Annotated in this window: 18 protein-coding genes; 5 read left to right on the forward strand and 13 right to left on the reverse strand. The window is 67.6% G+C overall.

Annotated elements, in window-relative coordinates; genetic code table 11:
• Positions 1-187 precede the first annotated feature (187 nt).
• From ITJ57_RS14950 to ITJ57_RS14965, 4 genes are all read left to right on the forward strand, one after another.
• The gene (locus ITJ57_RS14950) at positions 188-1,318 is read left to right on the forward strand and encodes a peptidoglycan-binding protein (RefSeq protein ID WP_194670862.1); all 1,131 of its coding nucleotides are present in this window, start codon (positions 188-190) and stop codon (positions 1,316-1,318) included.
• The gene (locus ITJ57_RS14955) at positions 1,315-1,998 is read left to right on the forward strand and encodes an ABC transporter ATP-binding protein (RefSeq protein WP_194670863.1); all 684 of its coding nucleotides are present in this window, start codon (positions 1,315-1,317) and stop codon (positions 1,996-1,998) included. The genes ITJ57_RS14950 and ITJ57_RS14955 overlap by 4 nt, the downstream gene beginning before the upstream one ends.
• Complete coding sequence (locus tag ITJ57_RS14960) at positions 1,995-3,191, forward strand: ABC transporter permease (protein WP_194670864.1); 1,197 nt, start codon at positions 1,995-1,997, stop codon at positions 3,189-3,191. The genes ITJ57_RS14955 and ITJ57_RS14960 overlap by 4 nt, the downstream gene beginning before the upstream one ends.
• Positions 3,192-3,396: 205 nt before the next feature.
• Entirely contained in the window at positions 3,397-3,819 is a 423-nt protein-coding gene (locus ITJ57_RS14965; RefSeq protein WP_194670865.1) for a GNAT family N-acetyltransferase, read from the forward strand.
• A gap of 233 nt (positions 3,820-4,052) precedes the next feature.
• Here ITJ57_RS14965 and ITJ57_RS14970 read toward each other — a convergent pair whose 3' ends face one another.
• Complete coding sequence (locus tag ITJ57_RS14970; RefSeq protein ID WP_194670866.1) at positions 4,053-5,081, reverse strand: hypothetical protein; 1,029 nt, start codon at positions 5,079-5,081, stop codon at positions 4,053-4,055.
• 62 nt (positions 5,082-5,143) lie between these two features.
• Between ITJ57_RS14970 and ITJ57_RS14975 the strand changes: the two genes are divergently transcribed.
• Positions 5,144-5,458, forward strand: a complete 315-nt coding sequence (locus tag ITJ57_RS14975) for a hypothetical protein (RefSeq protein ID WP_194670867.1) — start codon at positions 5,144-5,146, stop codon at positions 5,456-5,458.
• A gap of 267 nt (positions 5,459-5,725) precedes the next feature.
• Here ITJ57_RS14975 and ITJ57_RS14980 read toward each other — a convergent pair whose 3' ends face one another.
• The 12 genes from ITJ57_RS14980 to ITJ57_RS15035 all read right to left on the reverse strand — a co-directional run bounded on the left by ITJ57_RS14980 (position 5,726) and on the right by ITJ57_RS15035 (position 20,433).
• Positions 5,726-6,313 carry an alternate-type signal peptide domain-containing protein gene (locus tag ITJ57_RS14980; RefSeq protein WP_194670868.1) on the reverse strand — a complete coding sequence of 196 codons (588 nt, stop codon included), beginning with the start codon at positions 6,311-6,313 and terminating at the stop codon, positions 5,726-5,728.
• An 83-nt stretch (positions 6,314-6,396) separates the two neighbouring features.
• A complete protein-coding gene (locus ITJ57_RS14985) occupies positions 6,397-6,954 on the reverse strand; it encodes an alternate-type signal peptide domain-containing protein (RefSeq protein ID WP_194670869.1) in 558 nt (185 codons plus the stop codon).
• Between the two features lie 289 nt (positions 6,955-7,243).
• Positions 7,244-7,972: a signal peptidase I gene (locus ITJ57_RS14990; protein ID WP_194670870.1), complete on the reverse strand. Its 729-nt coding sequence runs from the start codon at positions 7,970-7,972 to the stop codon at positions 7,244-7,246.
• Positions 7,973-8,033: 61 nt separating this feature from the next.
• Positions 8,034-8,774, reverse strand: coding sequence for an AIM24 family protein (locus tag ITJ57_RS14995; protein ID WP_194670871.1), 741 nt, complete (start codon positions 8,772-8,774; stop codon positions 8,034-8,036).
• Between the two features lie 489 nt (positions 8,775-9,263).
• Positions 9,264-9,722, reverse strand: a complete 459-nt coding sequence (locus ITJ57_RS15000) for a hypothetical protein (protein ID WP_194670872.1) — start codon at positions 9,720-9,722, stop codon at positions 9,264-9,266.
• A gap of 32 nt (positions 9,723-9,754) precedes the next feature.
• Entirely contained in the window at positions 9,755-10,414 is a 660-nt protein-coding gene (locus tag ITJ57_RS15005; protein WP_194670873.1) for a hypothetical protein, read from the reverse strand.
• Positions 10,411-11,406 (reverse strand): hypothetical protein, encoded by a 996-nt coding sequence (locus ITJ57_RS15010; RefSeq protein ID WP_194670874.1) that lies wholly within the window; start codon positions 11,404-11,406, stop codon positions 10,411-10,413. The genes ITJ57_RS15005 and ITJ57_RS15010 overlap by 4 nt, the downstream gene beginning before the upstream one ends.
• 835 nt (positions 11,407-12,241) lie before the next feature.
• Positions 12,242-13,447, reverse strand: a complete 1,206-nt coding sequence (gene manA / locus ITJ57_RS15015) for a mannose-6-phosphate isomerase, class I (protein WP_194670875.1) — start codon at positions 13,445-13,447, stop codon at positions 12,242-12,244.
• Positions 13,447-16,182 (reverse strand): CIA30 family protein, encoded by a 2,736-nt coding sequence (locus ITJ57_RS15020; RefSeq protein WP_194670876.1) that lies wholly within the window; start codon positions 16,180-16,182, stop codon positions 13,447-13,449. The genes manA and ITJ57_RS15020 overlap by 1 nt, the downstream gene beginning before the upstream one ends.
• The gene (locus ITJ57_RS15025) at positions 16,179-17,192 is read right to left on the reverse strand and encodes an ROK family protein (RefSeq protein ID WP_370582439.1); all 1,014 of its coding nucleotides are present in this window, start codon (positions 17,190-17,192) and stop codon (positions 16,179-16,181) included. The genes ITJ57_RS15020 and ITJ57_RS15025 overlap by 4 nt, the downstream gene beginning before the upstream one ends.
• Positions 17,189-19,675 carry a glycoside hydrolase family 2 protein gene (locus tag ITJ57_RS15030; RefSeq protein ID WP_370582440.1) on the reverse strand — a complete coding sequence of 829 codons (2,487 nt, stop codon included), beginning with the start codon at positions 19,673-19,675 and terminating at the stop codon, positions 17,189-17,191. The genes ITJ57_RS15025 and ITJ57_RS15030 overlap by 4 nt, the downstream gene beginning before the upstream one ends.
• The gene (locus ITJ57_RS15035) at positions 19,672-20,433 is read right to left on the reverse strand and encodes a carbohydrate ABC transporter permease (protein WP_369796511.1); all 762 of its coding nucleotides are present in this window, start codon (positions 20,431-20,433) and stop codon (positions 19,672-19,674) included. The genes ITJ57_RS15030 and ITJ57_RS15035 overlap by 4 nt, the downstream gene beginning before the upstream one ends.
• Between the last annotated feature and the right edge of the window lie 83 nt (positions 20,434-20,516).

Consider the following 20,516-nt stretch of genomic DNA (forward strand, 5'->3'; position numbering starts at 1 on the left):
CTCCTGGGTGATCGACATCGGTTGTCGATCCACAGCTCAGCACTCCGCGTGTTGCAGAAACGTGTGGTGAAGACCCAACACTGGCGCAACCCCTGCTCTGGTCAGCTGGACCACATCTGCCGGACACCTGTGGCAGACCTCGCTCCGCCACACCAGCGGCCCGACAGCGCCACCGGAAGGAACCCCCATGCATCCCACTCTCGACGCCGAACCGGATCTCCACGCCGACGACCAGCCCACCGAGCGAGGACCACGACGCCGCGGCGCACTCATCGTGAGCATCACGGTGTTCGCCCTGTTGCTCGGCGGCGGCGCGGCGTTCGCCGTCGTGCAGCAGAACGGCAGCACCGCACCGTCGAAGGCGTACACCACCGTGGACACCTCGACGGCCAAGGTCGAACGCGGCGATCTGTTCGGCATCAGCCCGACACCGGGCACCATCGACTACTCCGACAGCCGTGTCATCGGGGCGGGCGCGAGCGGTACGGTCACGGCGACCGCGCCGGTCGGCAGTCAGGTGTCACTCGGGAACGGTCTGTACTGGATCGACAACGTCCCCGTGCTCCTGCTGCACGGACCGCTCCCGGCCTGGCGTGCGTTCGGGACCGGGATGACGAACGGACCCGACGTGCTCCAGTTGGAGACGAGTCTCGCCGGTCTCGGCTACTTCGATCGCACCCCCGACCTCGAGTTCGCCGAATCCACTGAGCGCGCAGTCAAGCGGTGGCAGCAGGCGCTCGGGCTCGGGCAGACCGGCCGACTCGAGCTCGGCTCGGTCGTCTTCATGACGGGCGACGTGCGCATCGGTTTCATTGCAGCCGCGATCGGCACCCAGATCGGCCAGGGCGGACCCCTACTGACGGTGACCTCGCTGAACAAGCAGATCGAGGTCGACCTGAAGACCTCTGACCAGCGCCTGGCCGTTCCCGGAGGCGCGGTGACGATCAGTCTGCCGGGCGGCACGAGCACGACCGGCACGGTCATCACCGTGGGCGCCTCCACGGAGCGCGAGGCGAACGGGCAGAAGTCCATCGTCATCCCGGTCTCCGTCTCCCTCGACGAGCCAGCGGCCACCGCAACACTCCAACGGAGCAGCGTGACCGTCGGATTCCCGTCCGAACGTCGCGACGACGTGCTCTCGGTTCCGGTCGAGGCACTCATCGCGCTCGACGCCGAACGCTACGGCGTCGAGATCGTCGCCGGCGACGGGACGACGAACCGGGTACCGGTCACGACCGGCCTCTTCGCCGACGGCAAGGTTGAGATCAGTGGTGACGGCGTAGCCGCGGGTGACGACGTCGTGGTGCCGGAAGCATGAGCGACATCGTGCGACTCGAAGGAGTCGGCCGGAGCTACGGCAGCCCGCCGGTCCACGCCCTCACCGGCGTCGACCTCACCATCACGGCAGGCGAGTTCGTCGCCATCGTCGGACCCAGTGGTTCCGGGAAGTCGACGATGCTGAACCTGATCGGCACCCTCGACCGTCCGAGCAGCGGATCCGCCTTCATCGACGGTGAGGACGTCCAACGCCTCCCAGACACGAAACTCTCCGCACTCCGCGCTCACCGCATCGGGTTCGTGTTCCAGCAGTTCCACCTCGCCGAGGGGACCAGCGCGATCGACAACGTCGCAGACGGCCTCATCTACACCGGCGTCCCCCGCTCCGAACGACGCCGACGCGCCATCGCCGCGCTCACTCGGGTGGGACTCGGGCACCGGCTTGACCACCGACCGAACCAGATGTCCGGTGGCGAGCGGCAACGGGTCGCCATCGCCCGCGCAGTCGTCGGCGACCCGCCGTTGCTCCTCGCGGACGAACCGACCGGCAACTTGGACTCGGCCTCCGGTGCCACCATCGTCGAGCTGCTCACGGAGCTGAACGACGCCGGTACCACCGTCGTGGTCATCACGCACGACGTCGAGCTCGCAGCACAGCTCCCGCGCCGCGTGTCCATCCGCGACGGCCGCGTCGTCGCAGATGCAGGAGTGGCAGCATGAGCCGCGAACCCGGACGCACCTCGAAGTTGCTCGCACGCGACGTCCTGCACCTGGGGACGACGGGCCTTCGCTCCCGCCCGACCCGGGCGGTCCTGTCCGCCCTCGGGATCGCCATCGGCATCGCCGCGATGATCGCCGTCGTCGGCATCTCCTCGTCCAGCCAGGCGAGACTCAACCAACAGCTCGAATCCCTCGGCACCAACCTGCTGCGCGTCACCGCCGGAAAGAGCTTGTCCGGCGAAGATACGAAGCTGCCGCCGAACACCGCCGCGAAGGTCAGCCAGATCGAGGGTGTGCAGTACGTCGGGTCGACCGCGAGTCTGAGCGAGCGGTCGGTCTACCGCAGCGAACTCATCGAACCCGGCCGGACCGGCGGGATCGGGGTGCATGTGGCGTCAGCAGCGTTGGCCGAGGTCGTCGGGGCGGAAGTCGTCTCGGGCGCGTGGTTCAACGCAGCGACCGCTTCCTATCCGACCGTGGTGCTCGGTGCGACCACCGCGAAACGACTCGGGATCATCGAGCCCGGTGGGTTGATCTGGCTGGGTGGGCAACGGTTCACCGTCATCGGCGTGCTCGCACCGGTCGTCCTCGCCGAGGAACTGGACACGTCCGCCCTGATCGGCGAGGGGATCGCCGCAACGTTGTTCGGGTTCGCGGGCAACCCGACCACGGTCTATGAACGCTCGACCGACGAGAGCGTCCCCCACGTCCGGGAGCTGCTCGGACCTACCGTGAATCCCGAGGCGCCTCAGGAGGTCAAGGTCTCACGGCCCTCGGACGCGCTCGCCGCGAAGAACGCCGCCGACCAGGCCTTCACCGGACTCCTGCTCGGACTCGGGTCCGTCGCGCTGCTCGTCGGCGGCATCGGCGTCGCGAACACGATGGTCATCTCGGTCCTCGAGCGCCGCCGGGAGATCGGTCTGCGACGAGCGCTCGGGGCGACACGGGGGCACATCCGTTCCCAGTTCCTGACGGAAGCGCTCCTGCTGTCCGCACTCGGCGGCATCGCGGGAGCAGGCCTCGGCAGCCTGGTGACGGTCATCATGGCGACGGCATCGGGATGGCCCGTCTCGCTCCCGCCGCTCGTGCTCGTCGGAGGCGTGGGAGCGACCCTCGTCATCGGCGCGGTCGCGGGACTCTATCCCGCGATCCGCGCGTCCCGGACGCCTCCGACGGAAGCGCTCAGCAGCTGACGTATGAACTGTCCAGGGACTCTCTCTGTGCGGGCACAGACACCCGAGGTTGATGGCGATGACGCCCCATCAGCGTTGACGTCGGCGTGGCTGCGAGGCCGGGCTCCAATCCGCCTCGCAGCCGTACCGACGTCCGCACCGGCGAGGTCGACGCGGGCGGGCCTGCCGATCGAGGTTCTGATCGGACCGTCAGTAGGCTTGCAGGGTGCGAATACGTCTCCTGGACATCGACGACTCCGCAGCGCTCGTCCCGTTCCTCGACCAGCTCGGCTACCCATCCTCAGAACCGTCCATCCGGGGACGCACTGCGTTCCTGCTATCCGACCCGACAGCCTGTTGCTGGGTTGCCGAGGACCACGACAGGCTCGTGGGTCTCCTCACCGGACACCTCAGCTGGCACATCGAAATCGATGGTCCCGCAGCACGGTTGACGGCGCTCGTCGTCGACGAACAAGCGCGGGGCCGGGGAACGGCACGCTTGCTCGTGGCTGCATTCGAGGACTGGGCCCGAGACCACGGGGCCACCAAGGCCGGACTCAGCTCGAACACGAGTCGCGAGGACGCCCACGCGGCCTATCAGACGCTCGGTTGGACACTCACGGCGCTGAGCTTCACCAAAACCCTGTAGGCAGCTACCGCAGAGACCTTCTCCGCTGTCACCGCCGACGCCGACGCGGACGGGTCGGCACGACCCGTCGATCGGCCTCCGGGCGAAGCGGTCGGCAGGGTGCGCCCTCGGGAGCGTCGTAGGGCTTCACATCCTGGAACCGCACTCGCGTCTCCGTCATGGCCACCACCTCTCGTTGCCGCGATTCTGCCGACGGTCGTCTCCGGCATCGTCGCCTTCGTCACGGAGGCGTCCTAGGGGATGACGTACACCTCGACCGCGAGGTCGGCTGGGATGTCCGTTGGCGCTCGCCATTCGAGCACGACCCATTGGAGGGCGACACCCGTCGTGTCCCGGGTGAGACTGTCAAGGCTCATCCCGGTCGGGGGTTCGAGAATACTCGGCGAGGGTGAACACACGACCAGGAGACAGCCCCACCGTCCGCCGTTCGACCAGTACTTCTCTGCTCCGAAGCTGGAGGCTCGTCCAGGCGTTCCCGTTGCCGGGACTGACGCACCCGAATTCGAGAACGCGGTGGTCAATGCGGCCCCGTCTCCTGGGCGGAGCTCACACAGTTGGGATCCGCAATACGGGTCTGACCCCGCGCTGCCCGTCGACCGAAACGACTCGAGTAACCAGCTGTATCTCATGGTGACTTTGTCGGCCTGAAGAAAACCGCGCCCACCGAGGCTGTTCAGTCCGCGATGCAGGTCGCGCAGCTCAGCACCAGGGTTTGTGGATGATGTCGTGTTCGCGTTGACGATGCCACTCGATGCCGGATTGAGTCGGGCGGCCGCGAAGGAGCCGAGTACGGGTGCCGTGCTCCAGGCGAATTGCTGACCGTTGTTGTATTCCCCTCGCCACGAGGTCGCCTTGATCATTCCGGCGAGGTGGCTCGTGTCGCTGCAACTCCACAACCGGACGCCCAGCTGGCCGCGGGCTCCCGCGATTGCTTGGACCGGGGCGAAGCTCGAATCACGCACGACCGGAAGTTCGAGTACGCGCATCGTGGTGGATCCGCCGCCGGCGGCGGGTACCGCGACGGACGGGAATTCCTTGAGCGGATACACGTTCGGGTGCGTGGCGGCGGACGGCACCGCGCACCAGTCGCCAATCGTTGCAGCCGAGGTCGAAACGTTCGCCTTCGAGGTGAGGTAGGCACCCGTTGTCGCTGCGGGGATGCCGACCAGCACGAGCAGCGCCATGAGGGCTGCAGCGATGACCACGCCGAGTGGACTTCTCCGAGGCGCGTGCTGGAGGGCTGCGACGGCCGGAATGCTCATCCTCCTACCGCCCAGCCTGAGTGAGGGTACCGTCCATCGTGAACGCGCCGACGGTGGTTCTCATGGAACTGCGTAAGTATGTCGCGGCGTCGGTGGAAGCGGAGCTGGTGGCGATCACGACGGTGAAAGCCAAGACGCAGCTCCCTCCCGGAGGCAAAGCGGTCGTGGAGGAGACAGGCATGCTGATGGCTCCCGGCGTGGTTGTGAGCGCGCCGACAGAACACGGTCCGGAAAGAACAGCGGGCGTGATCGAAAGCAGGTTCTTCGCTGCGAGATCCGCCCAGAACGTCCCCGCAGCGAACGTGCTCGCGAGCGTTGCCGGCGTCGCCGAGGTCGAAGCGTTCGTGAGCGAGAAGGTGAACTTCTGGCCGCGCTGACCGGGGACATAACCGGTGCTGCCCGCTGGAACGATCGAGCCACTGCTTCCGCTACTTGTTGCGATCCACTCCGACGATTGGGTGATGGAGAGGGTGAGCCCCCCGGCGGTCACGGACTTCGGGGGCTGGGTCGTGGTGTCATTGAGAAAAGCGAAACTGCCCGGCGTGCCACTGAGGAGGATGATGCCGGCTGTGAGCGCGATCGCCGCGACGGCAAGTGGGGTGAGCACGCTCCGACGAGCTCTCTCCTGGATTCGGGACATCGTCCTACTTGGATCTATTCTGCGTGAGGGTGTACTCGATTCCAATGCTCACCGTCCCTCCTGTGGCGTCTCCGTATTGCCCGTCAGCGCCCCATGGGTAGGAGATTTCGATCACGACGGGGACCGTGCGCTTCCCGTCTTGGCCGGAGAAGGTGGGAACGGCACCGGCGGTACCGTCGATTGAGACCACCGTAACGGACAGGGCTTTCGAGAGAGCGGTGTCTGCCGGCTTCGGGTTCGCTGGAATGCTGAGCTTCGGGGTGACCTGAAGAGTCGCCGTGAGGGTTTGGCCCACCAGCTCGATCGGCAGCGCTGTCGTTCCTGTCAGCACGTCACCCGGCACGAGGGCCGTGTTGGAGAACGGGACGCTGAAGGTGCTCGGGCGGCCGGGGATCCGCTGGCTCAAGCGCCAGTCGACGGAGCCTGAAGTGAGCGGCCCCAGGTCGAGGGTTCCGGTTTCGATGCCGCGTTCCGGAGACACTGCTGATTCCTGCCACGTCGCGAGCGTTCCGGACCCGCCGAAGAGCAGCCCGACTCCGAGTGCCCCGAGGAGGGCGGAAACCGTCAGGCCGCGTGTGGTGGATCGCATCATCAGCCTTCCCTCGAGTGCTGCTGCGGGGCGCCGTCACCTCCGCTGAACGGCGGCCAGGTGTCCGGTCACCGGTGGCGTCCAGACTAGCTGGCTGCAGGGACCTGCGTGAGCGTGTACTTCGCGGAGAATACGGCCTTGGCGACCTCAGCGTCGTTGTACTGACCCGTGGTGCCGAAGGGGAACGTGACGCTGATCACGACAGGGACGGTGGCGTCCTGGGTAGTCGTGGCCGTTGAACCGGCAATGCCATTGACCGAGACGACCTTCACCTGGAGCGCCCCTTCGAGGGTGGCGTCGCCGTCGACGATCGCGTCGGTGACATCGAGCTTCGCGTTCATGTTCTGTCCGGTGACGTCGACGGGAACGGAGACCGTGGTCGTGAGGACGTCACCGGGGACGATCGGGCCGGTGAAGGACTGTGCAGCGCCAGCGCCGTTCTTGATGCTCCACGCATCTGTGATGGTGCCGAGAGCGAGGCTACCGGTCTGGATCTCCTGCGACGTGGCTGCGTTGTCCGTCCAGTAGGCGAGGGTCCCCGCGCCGCCGAGAAGAAGCGCGACGCCGACACCACCAGCGATCGCGGCGATCGCGACCTTCTTCGTGGAAGAGGACTTCACAGCGGTGGCGGTGGTGGCGTTCATGTTCATTCTCTTTTCGATGCAAGTGGGACTGGCTGGAGCTCGGCGCTGTTCGCCGGTGATTCCCATCAAAGGACACCGACCGCAGGGTTGAGCCACCCAGAGACGAAGGCGTTCCTCAAGATCGCCTCAAGATCGGCGGAGATCCTCCCCCATCTCAGCATTGGCTCAGGATCTGCTTGAGAGCGCTCTCATTAGCCCCGGACGCCAGCGTGCGTGACTGAAGCATCTGCATGGTCTGACCACGTCTGCCCAGCGTGCTCAGCGCCGGCCGGGGCGCCCGCTGACGCAATCAGGAGCGACGAGCACGCACCATCGTGCGGACACCAGAGAACAGGGCAAAAGCGATGAGGCCGATGCCGATGACCCGCGCACCGAGAGTTCGCGCGTCGCTCGTCACCCCTGAGGTGAGGTAGCCGAGGAACGGGGCCCAGTACCAGGCCTCTCCCCTCACCTGCACAGCACGCACGAGCTCGGGGTCGGATGCGTCGTTCGCGTCGCCTTGCGTTCGGAACTCGAGCCCCTCCTGCGTGACGACCGTCTCGATGATGCGATGCGTCACCACCTCGGGCTCCCCCGAGCGCAGCTGGTAGGTGACGACGTCACCGACCTCGATCGTTGCAGGGTCTACCGGTCGGACGACCACCATCGTGCCCGGCGGCATCTCGGGACGCATCGACCCGGTGAGGATCGTGTACGGAGTGGAGCCTGTCACGCGCGGCACCGCCACGAACGCGACGAGAAGCACGACCGTGACCACAACAACGGTCCAGCTGGCAACGCGGAGTAGGACGCCGCCGATGCGAGCCGGCGTCCAGCGTTCCGTCTCCTGAGAGAGACGGTCGGCCGCGGCCTCGGTGCCCCGTTCCTCGTCCTGGGCTGGGGCGGCGTCGGAGCGCTTGGAGGCGACGTGAGCACCGACCTGTCGTGTGCGCCTCGAGCGGCGCTTGCGCGTCAACTCTTCGCCTGTCGCAGGCCCGCGATCATCATCGGCGTCGGCGCTTCCGTCCTTCGTCGTCACGCCATCAGGCTACTGCTCAACGTCGCGGGCTTGTTCGACCGTCTCGCGCCGCGGACGAGCGCTAGTTGAATAGACCGCCGAGGAGTCCTTGTCGGCCATCGCTCGAGCCGCTGTTCCCGCTTCCGCTGGCGGCCTGGGCCGGCTTGGGGCGCCCCTCGCTGGGCTGCACGACGACGAACCCCGGTCCGTGGAACGCCAGTTGGAAGGCCTCTCCAGTGCCGCCGCGCAACATGGAGCGGAACGTGGTCGTACTCACGATGCTCGGCGTCAGGTTCGACGACCAACATACGGCGGCCTGCGGATCGACGTAGGTGGGCTGTTGCGAGCAGTCGAGGACGAGTGGTTGGCCGTCGCACGACACCGCGACGGTGCCGCGCCCGGAGATCTGCAAATTGAACAAGCCGCCGGCCATCATCCCGGCACCGCGCATCATCGTGATGTCCCAGTCGAGGGTGTGGTCGAACGCGAGGAGACTGTCCCCGTTGACGGTGAGCCCTTCCTCCGCGAGTTCGACCGTGAAGATGTCCTGTGCGTCCCGGGCGAGGAACACCTCACCCTGGCCGGACATGCGCATGAGCGGTGCGCCCTCGCCAGTCACGGCCTGCTTCAGAAATTTGGTCATGGAGCCGGAGCTCTCATGCTCGAACTGGATCTCCCCCTGGTAAGCGACCATCGCGCCCTTCGCGGCGATGACGTCGAGCCCGCGTGTGTCCACGCGCAGCATCTTGCTCGACTGCCGAACCCAACGTTGTCCCGGGGCGGCGCTCTCACGGTTCGCTTCAGCGAACAGTTCACTCTGCATTGTGCTCTCCTTCGACTGGTCCTGTGTTGCTGGTCCACAGCATGGCTGAGCCGGCTGCACGGTTCAATGGGGAGCCCTCCCCATCTGTCGGAGCAGTGAGGATGATCGAGCTCTCGGCGGCGCCTCGCCTTCAGTGCACCGTCGATGCGGCTCTGGTGCTCCTCGTCGCCGTGATCGGGTGCGGACAATTGGGAACACCTGCTGAGGGAGGAAGAGGCCGTCGGCGATCATGTCGGCGCACCCATCAACGTCCCAGAACTCCACCCATCAGCAAAGCTCAGTACGTGCAGGAACGCGGAAACCGCCGGTAACGAAGGCGACCACCTACTCGGGCCCGCTGCAGGCCGATCGGCGAGTCGGGTCAGACGGGCCCGATCGTCAGGGACGACCGTCGCGATCGAGAGCATGTCGCGGCGTCGTCCGGGTAAGCAAGCGTCCCCGCCCGCAGCTACGATCGTTCGCATGGTGTTGGCGTCGCCGTTTCGAGCATCAGTTTTCCGCCTCGGCACGAGAACGGGTTTCGGTTGAGACAACTGCGTTGCGGACGATGACCAAGAGTCCCCAGGCGAAGGCGATCGTAGCGAGCACGAATACGATCGCCCAGAGCCACTGCCAGAGGTCTGGCGCGGTCGGCTGATCCAGCCGGACATCGCCCGTCTCGTCGTGCACCCACGCTGCGACGGACGCACCGACCGGGGCGTCGTCGCTGCGCACGACGGCCCGCTGCGCACCGTCCGCTGTCGGATAGGTCACGGTCACCGTCCGGTACTCGGTCCAGTGACGGTTGCGGCTGTTGCCTTCCATCACCCGTTCCGTGTCCTCGCCGATCACCTGTGCACTCACCGATGTGTGGGTGGCGGTGAGATCAGTGACGAGACGCTGCACTGCGGTGGCACCCAGCAGTCCGGAGAATCCCGTCAGGATGACGAGGACGAGCACGGTGACCACCCGCCCGGACACGGACGATCGCGGTTGAGCGTTCACGGCCCGGCCGGCGGCTCGAAGCCTTGATAGGCGTGGACGGCAGCAATCGTCTTCGCCACCTGGGCGTCGATCCGCTCGAGCGGCCAGGTGGAGGAACCACCGCAGACATGCATCGACGCAAGCACCGGAAGGTCGTCGGCGCTGATGCCGGCGTGATATGAGACCGGGTGGGATGCGTATTTGGCTGCTTCGTCGGGTGGGAGCTCGAACTGCCGCTGCAAGTGCTCTCCAGCGAGGTAACCAGGCGGGCGCCAGAAATCAGCAGGAACGAATCGGTACGGCGCGAGCTCCGCTGTGACGGCATCGTTCGCCTGCTGACCGGCGAAGTAGTAGCCGGCGTGCACGATCAACCGCACGGGCTCGTAGATGGTCTCGTTCCCGGTGTGCGGAACGGGTGCCATTGTGCGGGCGAGCGCGAAGAGTCGTTCGTATTCGCCGTAGACCGCGAGGAACGCCACCACCTCTTCCACTTGGGAGAGCTTGACCTCCCGGGTGAACGAGAACGACCTCGCTGCGGTCTTGGCGTACTGATGCACACGGCGCGGCAACGCCAGCCCGCTGGTGTCCAGGAGCTCCACGATCTGCGGAGCGACGGCATCCGAGAACGCACGGAGTTCCTGCTTCGTCGCCCAACCCGAAGCCGGTTCAGTGCTCATCGTCCGCCACCTCCCGGGGCGACGTGGAACCGTTGTAGGAAGTCGTCGTCGACGATGCGCCCGACGGTGTCGGACACTGCCTGGGTCATGAGCTCGAGTTGCTCGCCCAGCACGCCCTCCCGGTACAGGGTCGCAACCGTTGCGTCGGCAGGAACCGCCGGCACCGTCGGATAGTCGGGCAGGCCTTCCACCTCGAGCGTCCGCTGCTGGTCGTCGGGCAGCGCCTTGAGTGCCAGGTACAGGTGATGCAGGTTCTCGAGACCGCCCTGATCGATCCGCTCGGCGATGACCCGCCCACTCACCGACTGCAACGGCCCGTCGAGGATCCACAACGCTTTCGCCGCGTCGAGTCCTGGGTCGACGAGCTCGGCGGAGAAGTCATCGGTGAGCGCCGCGATCTGCTCCGGCACGGCTGCGAGGATGTCCCCGAGGACCGGCCTCCAGGCCGGGGACGAGTCCCAGAGCTGTTGTGCGAAAGGAAGCGGAACGATCTCGGTGCTGAGCGCATCGGCGAAGTACGCCCGCGGATCACTGATTCTCCGAGGCGTCACCGTCGTCGGGTACCAGTCCGGCAAGAACTCACCGGTCCTCGGGAATGTCTCGAGATCGCGGAGATAGGAGTCGTCGTTGAGCAGGTCGCTCTCGGACGGTACCGATTCGAAGATGTCTCGTCCGTTCCCGTACAGGTGGACCCTCCGGTCGTAGTTGAACGTGAAGTCGAAATCACCCGACGGCGCAAGCTCGACATGCGCTGAAAGCCAAGCGCCACGTTCCGGCAGGTACATCGATTCTCGAAGTTTCGAGAATGCTCTCAGGATGGAATGCGGTAACCGGATGCGTTGTGAAGAACCGTCCGGACGGGTGACCGTGTTCCCGGCACTTGCGACACCGCCGACCTGCGCGTACCAGAGCGAACCGTGGTCCCATTCACCGTCGATGGCATCGGAGAACGTGCGCACGATCTCCGCCTGCAGCTCCACGTGCTCGATCACGAGCAGACATCCCGGATCTCAAGGCTGGCCGCAACCAACAGCTGACTCGTCATCCGGTGCTCTCTCCCGCTCGTCCCTGAATGCATGTTCACAGCCTGGCCGAACCGTTCGAATCGCTCAATGGGGACAACTCCCCCGACGAATGAACCGTGACACTCGAGGCTTACCCACCCGGAACGTCCACGACCTCGATCAGCTCGGCGTGACAGGCAAGCTTCCCCAGCACACCGGTGGTGTTCCGCAAGACCGGCCGCCCCGGTCACATCCTCGTCCGTGAAGGCTCGGCTTCCCGAGAACGAGGAGCGTTCGCAGCGGCACCTACGAGGCGGGTCCTTCCTCCACCGGCGGCTCCCAGCGGCGATCATGGCCGGCTCGGTATTCGTGGGCGCTCAAACGAGTGTGCGCCCCTGGACGCGTGCCCGGCATCAAGTTGGCGAGAGCAGTCCCGCCCTGTCGATTTGCGTCCGGACGAGGACCCAGCCGCGGGGTACCTTCGAGAGCTCCGCGACAGCCGCCAGGAGGCACTGAAGGCTGGTGTGCCCGAACACTCCGCAGAGCCGCCACCACTCAGCTCGAGCGGAGGGATCACTGGACTGACTCGGAAGCTCTCCAGGAGAGTCCTCCGTCCACGCTCAGCCCTTGCCTACCGCGACAGTCATCCGCCACATCGACCACTATCCGGCGAAGGTTTACAGCTCTAGAACGGTGCGTCGCCGCGGGACCTCCGCTGCTCGACCAGAATGGCACGTGCTCCTGCGGAGCCTGACGAGTCCGTCCAGATGTTTCGGGATCGCTCGTCGCAGCTGCATGGTGTCCATGGGCCTGGTCGGGCCGGTCAGCCGGTGGCGATGAAGGCCCGCCCGTTCGTGGACACCGTCACCGGCTCCCGCCCAGGCGAGACGAACACCGCTGTCCCGTACTCGAGCACCATGGTCTCCGTGCCCTGTTCCACCCGCGCCGTCCCGGCGGTGACGACGATTACCGCCGCCTCTCCGCCAGCGAGGCCGGTCGCCGTCCCGGGGCCGATCCGGGCGAGGAGGAAGTCGTCGACCGGCACCGGGTACACGACCCCACCGCCGGTGCGCGCAATCGGCTCGACGAACGGGATCGGCAGTGGCTCGAAATTGAGAACGGCGAGGAGCTCCGGCACGTCGACGTGTTTCGGCGTCAGCCCTCCACGCAGCACGTTGTCGCTCGACGCCATGACCTCGACCCCGAAGCCGGAGAGGTACGCGTGGATGTTCCCAGCGGGCAGGAACAGCGCCTCACCCTCCTGCAGGGTCACCAGGTTGAGGAGCGCCGCGACGACGATGCCGGGGTCCCCCGGGTACTCTTCGGCGAGCTGCAGGATGAGCTCGCGCTCGGCCGACCAACGTGCCGGACCGTCGTCGTCCCCGAGACCTTCGCCGACCGTGCCGGTACCGGCGGCACCGACGAGGGCTGCGACCGCGCCGGGCATCTGTCGTTCGAGCACTGCCCGCACCGTCGATTCCAGCCCCTCATCGACCAGCTGAGCCACGAGCGCCTCGAGCACAACCCGGTCCGGCACGTCGACGAGGCTGGCCAGATGCGTCAGCAACTCGCGCGACTCCTCGACCGCCCGGAATCCGCAGAGGGCACGGAAACCGTCCTGCAGAGCGACGATGATCTCCGGCTTGTGCCAGGCGTCCTTGTAGTTCCGATGCGGCGCGTCCAGCGGCACGCCGCGCGAGTTCTCGTCAGCGAACCCGGCCCTGGCCCGGTCGGGGGTGGGGTGGACCTGGAGGGAAAGCGGCCTCGCAGCAGCCAACAGCTTCAGCAGGAACGGCATCCTGGAACGCCCACCGAGAGCCGCGTCGGGGTCCGACGCGATCCACTCGTTGAGACTGCTCGAAAGACCGCGATCCTGACCGACGAGTTCGGTCACGCTGCCGGGGTGTGCCCCGAGCCAGAGTTCCGCCTGAGGCGAACCGTCGGCGGGCACGCCGAGCATCTCCGGGATCGCCGTCGTCGACCCCCAGGCATATCGCTTGGGGTCGCTGGTGATCCGGTGTAGCCCCATCAGCGCACCCATCGGCGACCGCGGGCCAGCAGCAGGCCACCGATCGCGAGGAGCGCGAGCGCACCGACGATCCAGGGCGTGGCCTCCAGGCCGGTGCGGGCGAGGTCTTCCGTCGACACCGTCGTGTCGGTGCCGCCCGCTCCGCCGGGTTGCCCCGTGCCCGGCTGCCCCGTGCCCGGTTCCGGCTCCACCGCCGCGACCGTCGTGACGATGTCATCGACCAGCAGGGTGCCGGCGCCCTCGCCACCGAGGTAGAACCCGATCTGGGTGACGGAGGTCGGGTCGAACGCCGCCTCGCCGGCCCACGCCGGTGGGGCGAAGGAGGAGAACGGGATCTCGACCAGCTGCCAGCCCTCGCCCTCGATGGGCGCGACCGTCTCCCAGTAGGTCCCTCGCGTCACGAACTGAACGGTGACGTCATCGCCCGGTGTCCCCTGCACCCAGAACTCGAGCCCGGTGTAGCCCCACCAATCCTGTGGCGTCTGGAATGTGCGGACGACACCGGCGTATCCGGGACCGGCGAGATCGTACGCGGCTGTCATCGCCTGCGTTCCGGTGTCCGGGTTCGTCGTGATCGACGGGGTCACCGCACCGCCCCCGGTATTCCGCACGTAGGTGGCCTGCAACGCGGCGTCATCGGCGTAGGACTCGAAGTCCTCGACGACGAGCGGCTCGCTCGGGAGGGGCTTCATGAGGAAGTCCGCCGCTCCCGTGCTCGAGGCGGTCGCCCCTGCTCCGTTGACCGCGGTGACCGACCACCAGTACCGCTGTCCTGGAGTGAGGGCGACCGTTGGCGTGATGGAGGGGTTTCCGATGCCGTCGACGACGACGACCGGGTTCCCGAGGTCGACCTGCGCCGCAAGCGTGAAGCGGTAGTACGCCGCACCGGTCGCCGGCTCCCAGGTGAAGGTCGGGGTCGCGGTCACGTCGACGGTGCCGGATGCGGGCGAGATCGATGCGAACGCCGCCGGTGGCCCGCTCGGGGCGTCCACCGCCGACCAGATGGTGGCTCGCGAAACGCTCGCGCCGGCGGCGAGCGTCACCCTGAGGTACGGCCCCACCAGATCGCGCGCGGCCACCGTGCCGTCGGGTCCGACCTCGGACGGTGCGGTCTCCCAGGCCGAACCGTCAGCGCTGGACTCGACCACGACCGACCCGGATGCGATGAAGGACGCCGCCAAGAGCCGGTCCTGCTTCCAGGTGACGCTGGCTCCATCGGAGGCTGCGACCACACTCGTCCCATCCGCCCGTGGAACGATCGTCGTGCCGTCGTGCGCCTCGGTGAGCAGCCAGGACTCGAGCGGGTCCACGAGCACGCGGGTGTCGGTCTCGGTCGCGAGCGGGTCCGACAGCGCCGCATCGGCTCCGGCCCCGTCGATCGCGACGACGCGGTAGACGGCTCCCGTCGGCGAGGTGAAGTCCGTCGCGGACCCGGCGTCGGCCCGGAGCGTGCCGGTGTCCACCGCGGTCCACGAGGTCCCGTCGAGTGAAAGCTCGAGCCGGTATGAGACCGCGCCGCCTGCCCCGCGCCATCGGATCGTGTTGATGCCGTCCGCGCGGTCGACCGCCGTGATGAGCGGTGTCCCGACGGCGGGAGTAGCCGGCTCTGCACCGATCGCGGCCGCGTAGGCGGTGATCGCGGAGACCCGGGCGCGCTCGGCATCGGTGGCACCGGGTGCATGGATCGTGAATCCGTCGTCGTGCGGGACGAGCCCGCCACGGTCGTTGTTCCCGAACAGCGACCAGAACAGCATGCCGGTCACGTTCGGGTCGGCGACCAGCGGTTCGAGGAGTGCCGGGCTCGCAGCGGTGGAGGCGTACTCGCCAGCCAGGTACACCTTGCCCGCGGCGGTGACCGTGGCCGCGTCAGCCGACACGCGTGCGGCGGTGGGCGGGTAGTAGTGCACATCGACGATGTCGAGTTCCGGCACGGAGAGCGTGTCCGGGTCGATGTCGAATCGCCGACCGGCCGCGACGAGCTGCTGCGGGGCGCGTTCCTTGATGAACGCGACCTGCCGGTCGATCCACGGGGCGGTCATCCCCTCCAACTCGTTCCCGAGCTCCCACGCCATGATCGTCGGGTCCTCGATGTACGGGACGCCGGTCAGCGCGTTCGTCCGCTGCAGGATCGCGTCGACGTAGGCCTGGTAGGCGGCGATCGGCCGCTCGTCGGTGTAGAAGTCGGCCGACGTCAGCCCGAACGGGGTCGTGAAGTCGCGATGCCCGCCGTGGTAGTACTCCCACTCGTCGGTGAGCGGGAGCACGAGGCGGATGCCGAGCTTGCCGGCGTATGCGACGGCGAAGTCGATCGTCGCGAACGCCTCCTCGTTCATCTGCCCGAGGCTCGGCATGATGGCCAGGGGGTTCGCGCCGTCCTGGCCCGTCGAGGTCATCATGTGTGTCCGAACCACGGTCGAACCCATCCGGGCCGCCGCGTCGAGGGTGTCGGCGATGCGGAAGGCCGTCGGGTAGTCGACCCCGCCCACGTTCTCGTCGAGACCGAGCCAGTAGATGTTCGGGCCGCTGAACCGGAAGGTCTCACCGTCGAGCACGAGGCGGGAACCGTCACGCTCGACGAACGAGGTGTTGAGTGAGGTCCAGTCGACCGGGGCGGCAGCGGCCGGTGCCGCGAGCGCCGGAAGCAGCGCGGCGGTGACGGCCGCCGCGACCATGCCGGCGGCCAGGCGGCCGCTCGTGTTGCGGTGGGGTGGGCGGGGGTCCGGGGTGCGGTTCATCGTGCCAGGCTCCTTCGTCTGGGATGGTGCATCGGGTCGTGTGGTGGGAGGCCGAGTGCCTCCGGTCGGTGGATGAGTGCTGCAGCGCCGAGGATCGGCCCCGCACCGTCGAGCGCAGACCCCGTGACGACCACGCCGGCCGCGTAGTCGAGGACGATGGCGTCCTGCACCGCGGCGCGGACCAGGTCGAGGTAGTCGGTGCTGACGGCCGTGAACCCGCCGCCGATGGCGACCGCTTCGAGGTCGAGGAGGGTCGCGGCACTCGCGATCGCTTGCCCGACCGCGGTGGCCGAACGGACGACGGCGGACCGCGCGACGGGATCCCCCGCCGCCGCGTCGACGGCGAGTTCCTCCCCGGTGTGTCCGTCCCATCCGTGGGTTCGCGCCCAAGCGACGCTCCGGGGGCCGGACGCGATGCGCTCGAGCGTCGCGTCGTCGGCCGGCTCCCCCGGCATACGGGAGGCGATCTGTACCTGGCCGATGTGGCCGGCGTTCCCGCTCCTGCCGGCGATCAGCCGTCCGTGCAGGATGATCCCGCCGCCGACACCGGTCGAGACGATCATCGCCATCGAGTTCTCGGTACCGCGGGTCGCTCCGAGCCAATGCTCCGCGAGCGCGATGCAGGTGCCATCGAGACGGACCACCACCGGGGCGTCCGGCAACAGCCGTGCGACGTGTGTCCGGAGGTCGAAGCCGTGCAGTCGCGGGAGGTTCTTCGGGCTCACGGTGCCTCGGCCGAGGTCGACGGGACCCGCCGAACCGATGCCGACGCCGACGAGCGCGGAACCGTCCGGCAGGTGCGCGACAGAAGCGAGGACCACTCGGTCGACGGCGTCCTCCAGCGCACGGCGTCCGGCATCGGGCCCCGTCGGCGCCCGGTGCGCACTGCCGTCGACCACGACGCCCTCGGCCGTGACGAGCGCGGCCTCCACTTTGGTGCCGCCGAGGTCGAGCGCGAGCGCGACCGACCCCGACGGATCCCGCTCCCCGGTCAGGTCCGCCAGGGTCACCGCGCCCAGTCCTCGACCAGTTGGTTCGCGGTGCGCACGACGCGGGTCGACAGGAGCTCGTCCTCGTCGAGTCCCACCTCGGTCCGCACGTTGAATGTCACGTGCTCACCCGGCAGGAGGGTGACGAGCTGGTCGTCGACGACGGCGGTCGGGTCCAGCTTGTCAACGAGCAGCGTGAGGTCGCGGAGGAACGACTCGGCGGTGATGGTCACGGCGTAGCCGTCGTCCTGGCGGGCGACCTCGGCGCTGAACTGGGGGGCGGGGATCGTAGAATCACGAGCCTCGGCGAAGAACCAGAAGCCGCGCTCAGCCCCGAGTGTGGCGACGAGCATCTCGTCGGCCGCCGAGCTCATGACCGCGACCGCTTCGGGGATCTCGACGAGTGTCGAGGAGCGTCGGTCCAGGGCGACGGGGACACGCACCGAGGTGAGCTCGGTCCCGTCGAACCGGAGGCGTCGGATGACGAGGTCGTCCGCCCAGGCGTCCGGGCCGTCGTTGAGCACGGCGACCACGAGGGACTCCCCACGCGGCTGCACAGTCACGAGCCGGTCTGCGTAGACGTGCCGCAGGGCGTAGAGCAGCGGCTTCGCGCGCTCGTCGCCGTCGACGGCCGCCCAGGACGTGACGGGCCAGCAGTCGTTCAGCTGCCAGATGATCGACCCCATGCAGCGTGGGCTCCATGACCGGAAGTGCTCGATCGCGACGGTCACCGCGTTGGCCTGGTTGAGCGACATCGCCCAGTGCCAGTCCTCGGTGTCGTCCGGCAGCGGCAGGTGGGCGACGAGTCCGTCGGTCAGCTTGTCGTTCCCGTCCGTCGCCTTCTGGTGATGGATCATGCCGGGCGACTCCGGCGTGAGCGGGGAGTCCGAGATGGCCCGGTCGATCGTCGACCACGTCGCCGGACCCTGCCAACCGAACTCGGCCACGAAGCGAGGCGAGACGTCGCGGTAGGCGGGGTAGTCGACGCGGTTCCACAGCTCCCACAGGTGCACGGATCCGTGGTCCGGATCGTTGGCGGGGATGTCCGGCGTTCCCGACCATGGGCTGCCCGCTGTGTAGTTGCCGGCCGGGTCGAGCTCGGCGACGAGCCGTGGCAGCAGGTCGAGGTAGTAGCCCATGCCCCACGTGCGGCCCTGGACCCGCTTCTCCCAGCCCCACTCTTCGAAGCCCCAGATGTTCTCGTTGTTGCCGTTCCACAGCACGAGGCTCGCGTGCGGCATGATGCGCGCGATGTTGTCGCGCGCCTCTGCCTCGACCTCGCTCCACAGCGGTTCCTCCTCGGCGTAGGCCGCGCAGGCGAAGAGGAAGTCCTGCCAGACCATGATCCCGCGCTCGTCGCAGAGTTCGTAGAAGTCGTCGGACTCGTAGTAGCCGCCGCCCCAGATGCGGAGCAGGTTGAGGTTCGCGAACTCGGCCTGGTCCATCCGGCGGGCGAGCCGCGCGCGGTCGACGCGCGTCACGAAGGCGTCATCGGGGATCCAGTTGGCGCCGCGCACCCAGACGGCTTCGCCGTTCACGACGAAGCGGAACGAGGTGCCCTCGGCGTCGGGTTCGAGTTCGACGGCGACGGTCCGGAACCCGATCCGCTTCGACCATTCGCCGAGGCGTGCCTCGTGCTGCCCGAGCAGGACGTCGAGGTCGTACAGCGGCTGCTCGCCGTACCCGCGCGGCCACCAAAGTTCGACGTCCGGCACGGCGAGCTCGAGCACGACGGAATCCGCGCCGGCTGGGAACACCAGATCGGCGTTCACCTCGGCGATCGTCGCTGTGAGGGCGAGCGCCGCGTCACCGTCGCCGGCGCGTTCCACGTCGACGTGCAGGGCCACCTGGCCCTCGCCACCGTCAACCGTCACGACTGGACGCACCGAGGCGAGCCGGGCCGTCGACCACGACTGGAGGCTCACGGGCTTCCAGAGTCCTGACGAGGCGGCGTCGAGTCCCCAGTCCCAGCCGAAGTTGCACGCGGCCTTCCGGATGGCGTTGAACGGGTGGGAGTAGGTGTGGGGGCGGTAGCCGATCTCGAGGCTGGCCAAGTCCGCCGCGGCGATCGGCGAGGCGAAGTGCACGACGAGTTCGTTCTCGCCCTCGCGTAGGACAGCACCGACGTCGATACGGTACGTGCGGTGCTGGTTCCGCGTGGTCGCGACCACCGCACCGTTCACGGACACCGTCGCGATGGTGTCGAGTCCCTCGAAGACGAGGTCGTGCCGCTCGTGGCCGTCCGGCTCCCAGGTGAAGGTGGTGCGGTACTCCCAGTCCGTCGATCCGATCCAGGTCACGAGGTGCTCGTTGCGGTCGAGGAACGGGTCGGGGATGAGCCCGGCGTCGAGGAGGTCGGTATGCACGAGGCCGGGCACCGTCGCGGGGATACTCGTCCCGACGAAGGCCTCGGGGATCGCGCCGCCGACCGCACGCAGGCTCCACCCCTCGTGCAGGAGGCGGGTGGTCAGGGGACGGACGGTGGCGGTGTCGATGATGCTCACTTGGTTGCTCCAGAGGTCAGGCCGTTGTAGATGTATCGCTGCAGGAAGAGGAAGGCGACGAGCGTCGGGATGATCACGAGGATCGTCCCGGCCGCGATGATCTGCCACTGGGCGCCGAACGGTCCCATGAACCGGAACAGCGAGGTGGAGATCACCCCCAGGTCCTGCGACGGCATGTACAGGAAGGGGATGTAGAACTCGTTGTAGATGGCGATGCCCTTGATGATGACCACCGTCGCGACGGCGGGCTTCAGCAGCGGGAGGATGATGCGCCAGTAGATCGTGAATCGGTTCGCGCCGTCGAGCATCGCCGCCTCGTCGAGGGAGACGGGGATCGACTGCATGAACTGCAGGAAGATGTAGATCGCGACGATGTCGGTCCCCATGAAGAGCAGGATCGCGGCGCCGCGGGTGTTGAACAGCTCGAGTGCGGATACCACCTGGAACGTGGCCACCTGGGTCGTGACCGACGGCACAAGCGTCGCCAGGAGGAACAAGCCCATGACGAGCTTCCGTCCGCGGAAACGGAACCGGTCGAGCGCATAGGCCGACATGGTGCCGATCAGGATCGTCCCGGCGACGGACACGAGCAGGATGATCGCGGTGTTGAGGAAGCCGGTGACCATGCCGCCCTGGTCGAAGGCGACGACGAAGTTGTCGAAGTTGAACCAGTTCGACGGCGGGGTGAGCGGCCCGGTCGTCCGCTGCTCGCGGTCGGTCTTGAACGCGAGCATGAAGATCGTGGCCAGTGGGACCACGGCGAAGAGGCTCGCAATGATGAGCGAGGCGTACTTGACCGTCGTCGCGGTGAGGGCGGCGGCACCCTGTGGGCGCTTCGGCC

The organism is Plantibacter sp. VKM Ac-2880, from assembly GCF_015351235.1.
In the GTDB taxonomy this organism is placed as follows: domain Bacteria; phylum Actinomycetota; class Actinomycetes; order Actinomycetales; family Microbacteriaceae; genus Plantibacter.

Coding starts and splice junctions, on each gene's coding strand:
- ITJ57_RS14950 (WP_194670862.1), top strand. CDS start 188: ATGCATCCCACTCTCGACGCCGAACCGGATCTCCACGCCGACGACCAG.
- ITJ57_RS14955 (WP_194670863.1), top strand. CDS start 1,315: ATGAGCGACATCGTGCGACTCGAAGGAGTCGGCCGGAGCTACGGCAGC.
- ITJ57_RS14960 (WP_194670864.1), top strand. CDS start 1,995: ATGAGCCGCGAACCCGGACGCACCTCGAAGTTGCTCGCACGCGACGTC.
- ITJ57_RS14970 (WP_194670866.1), bottom strand. CDS start 5,081: ATGAGCATTCCGGCCGTCGCAGCCCTCCAGCACGCGCCTCGGAGAAGT.
- ITJ57_RS14975 (WP_194670867.1), top strand. CDS start 5,144: ATGGAACTGCGTAAGTATGTCGCGGCGTCGGTGGAAGCGGAGCTGGTG.
- ITJ57_RS14980 (WP_194670868.1), bottom strand. CDS start 6,313: ATGATGCGATCCACCACACGCGGCCTGACGGTTTCCGCCCTCCTCGGG.
- ITJ57_RS14985 (WP_194670869.1), bottom strand. CDS start 6,954: ATGAACGCCACCACCGCCACCGCTGTGAAGTCCTCTTCCACGAAGAAG.
- ITJ57_RS14995 (WP_194670871.1), bottom strand. CDS start 8,774: ATGCAGAGTGAACTGTTCGCTGAAGCGAACCGTGAGAGCGCCGCCCCG.
- ITJ57_RS15005 (WP_194670873.1), bottom strand. CDS start 10,414: ATGAGCACTGAACCGGCTTCGGGTTGGGCGACGAAGCAGGAACTCCGT.
- manA (WP_194670875.1), bottom strand. CDS start 13,447: ATGGGGCTACACCGGATCACCAGCGACCCCAAGCGATATGCCTGGGGG.
- ITJ57_RS15020 (WP_194670876.1), bottom strand. CDS start 16,182: ATGAACCGCACCCCGGACCCCCGCCCACCCCACCGCAACACGAGCGGC.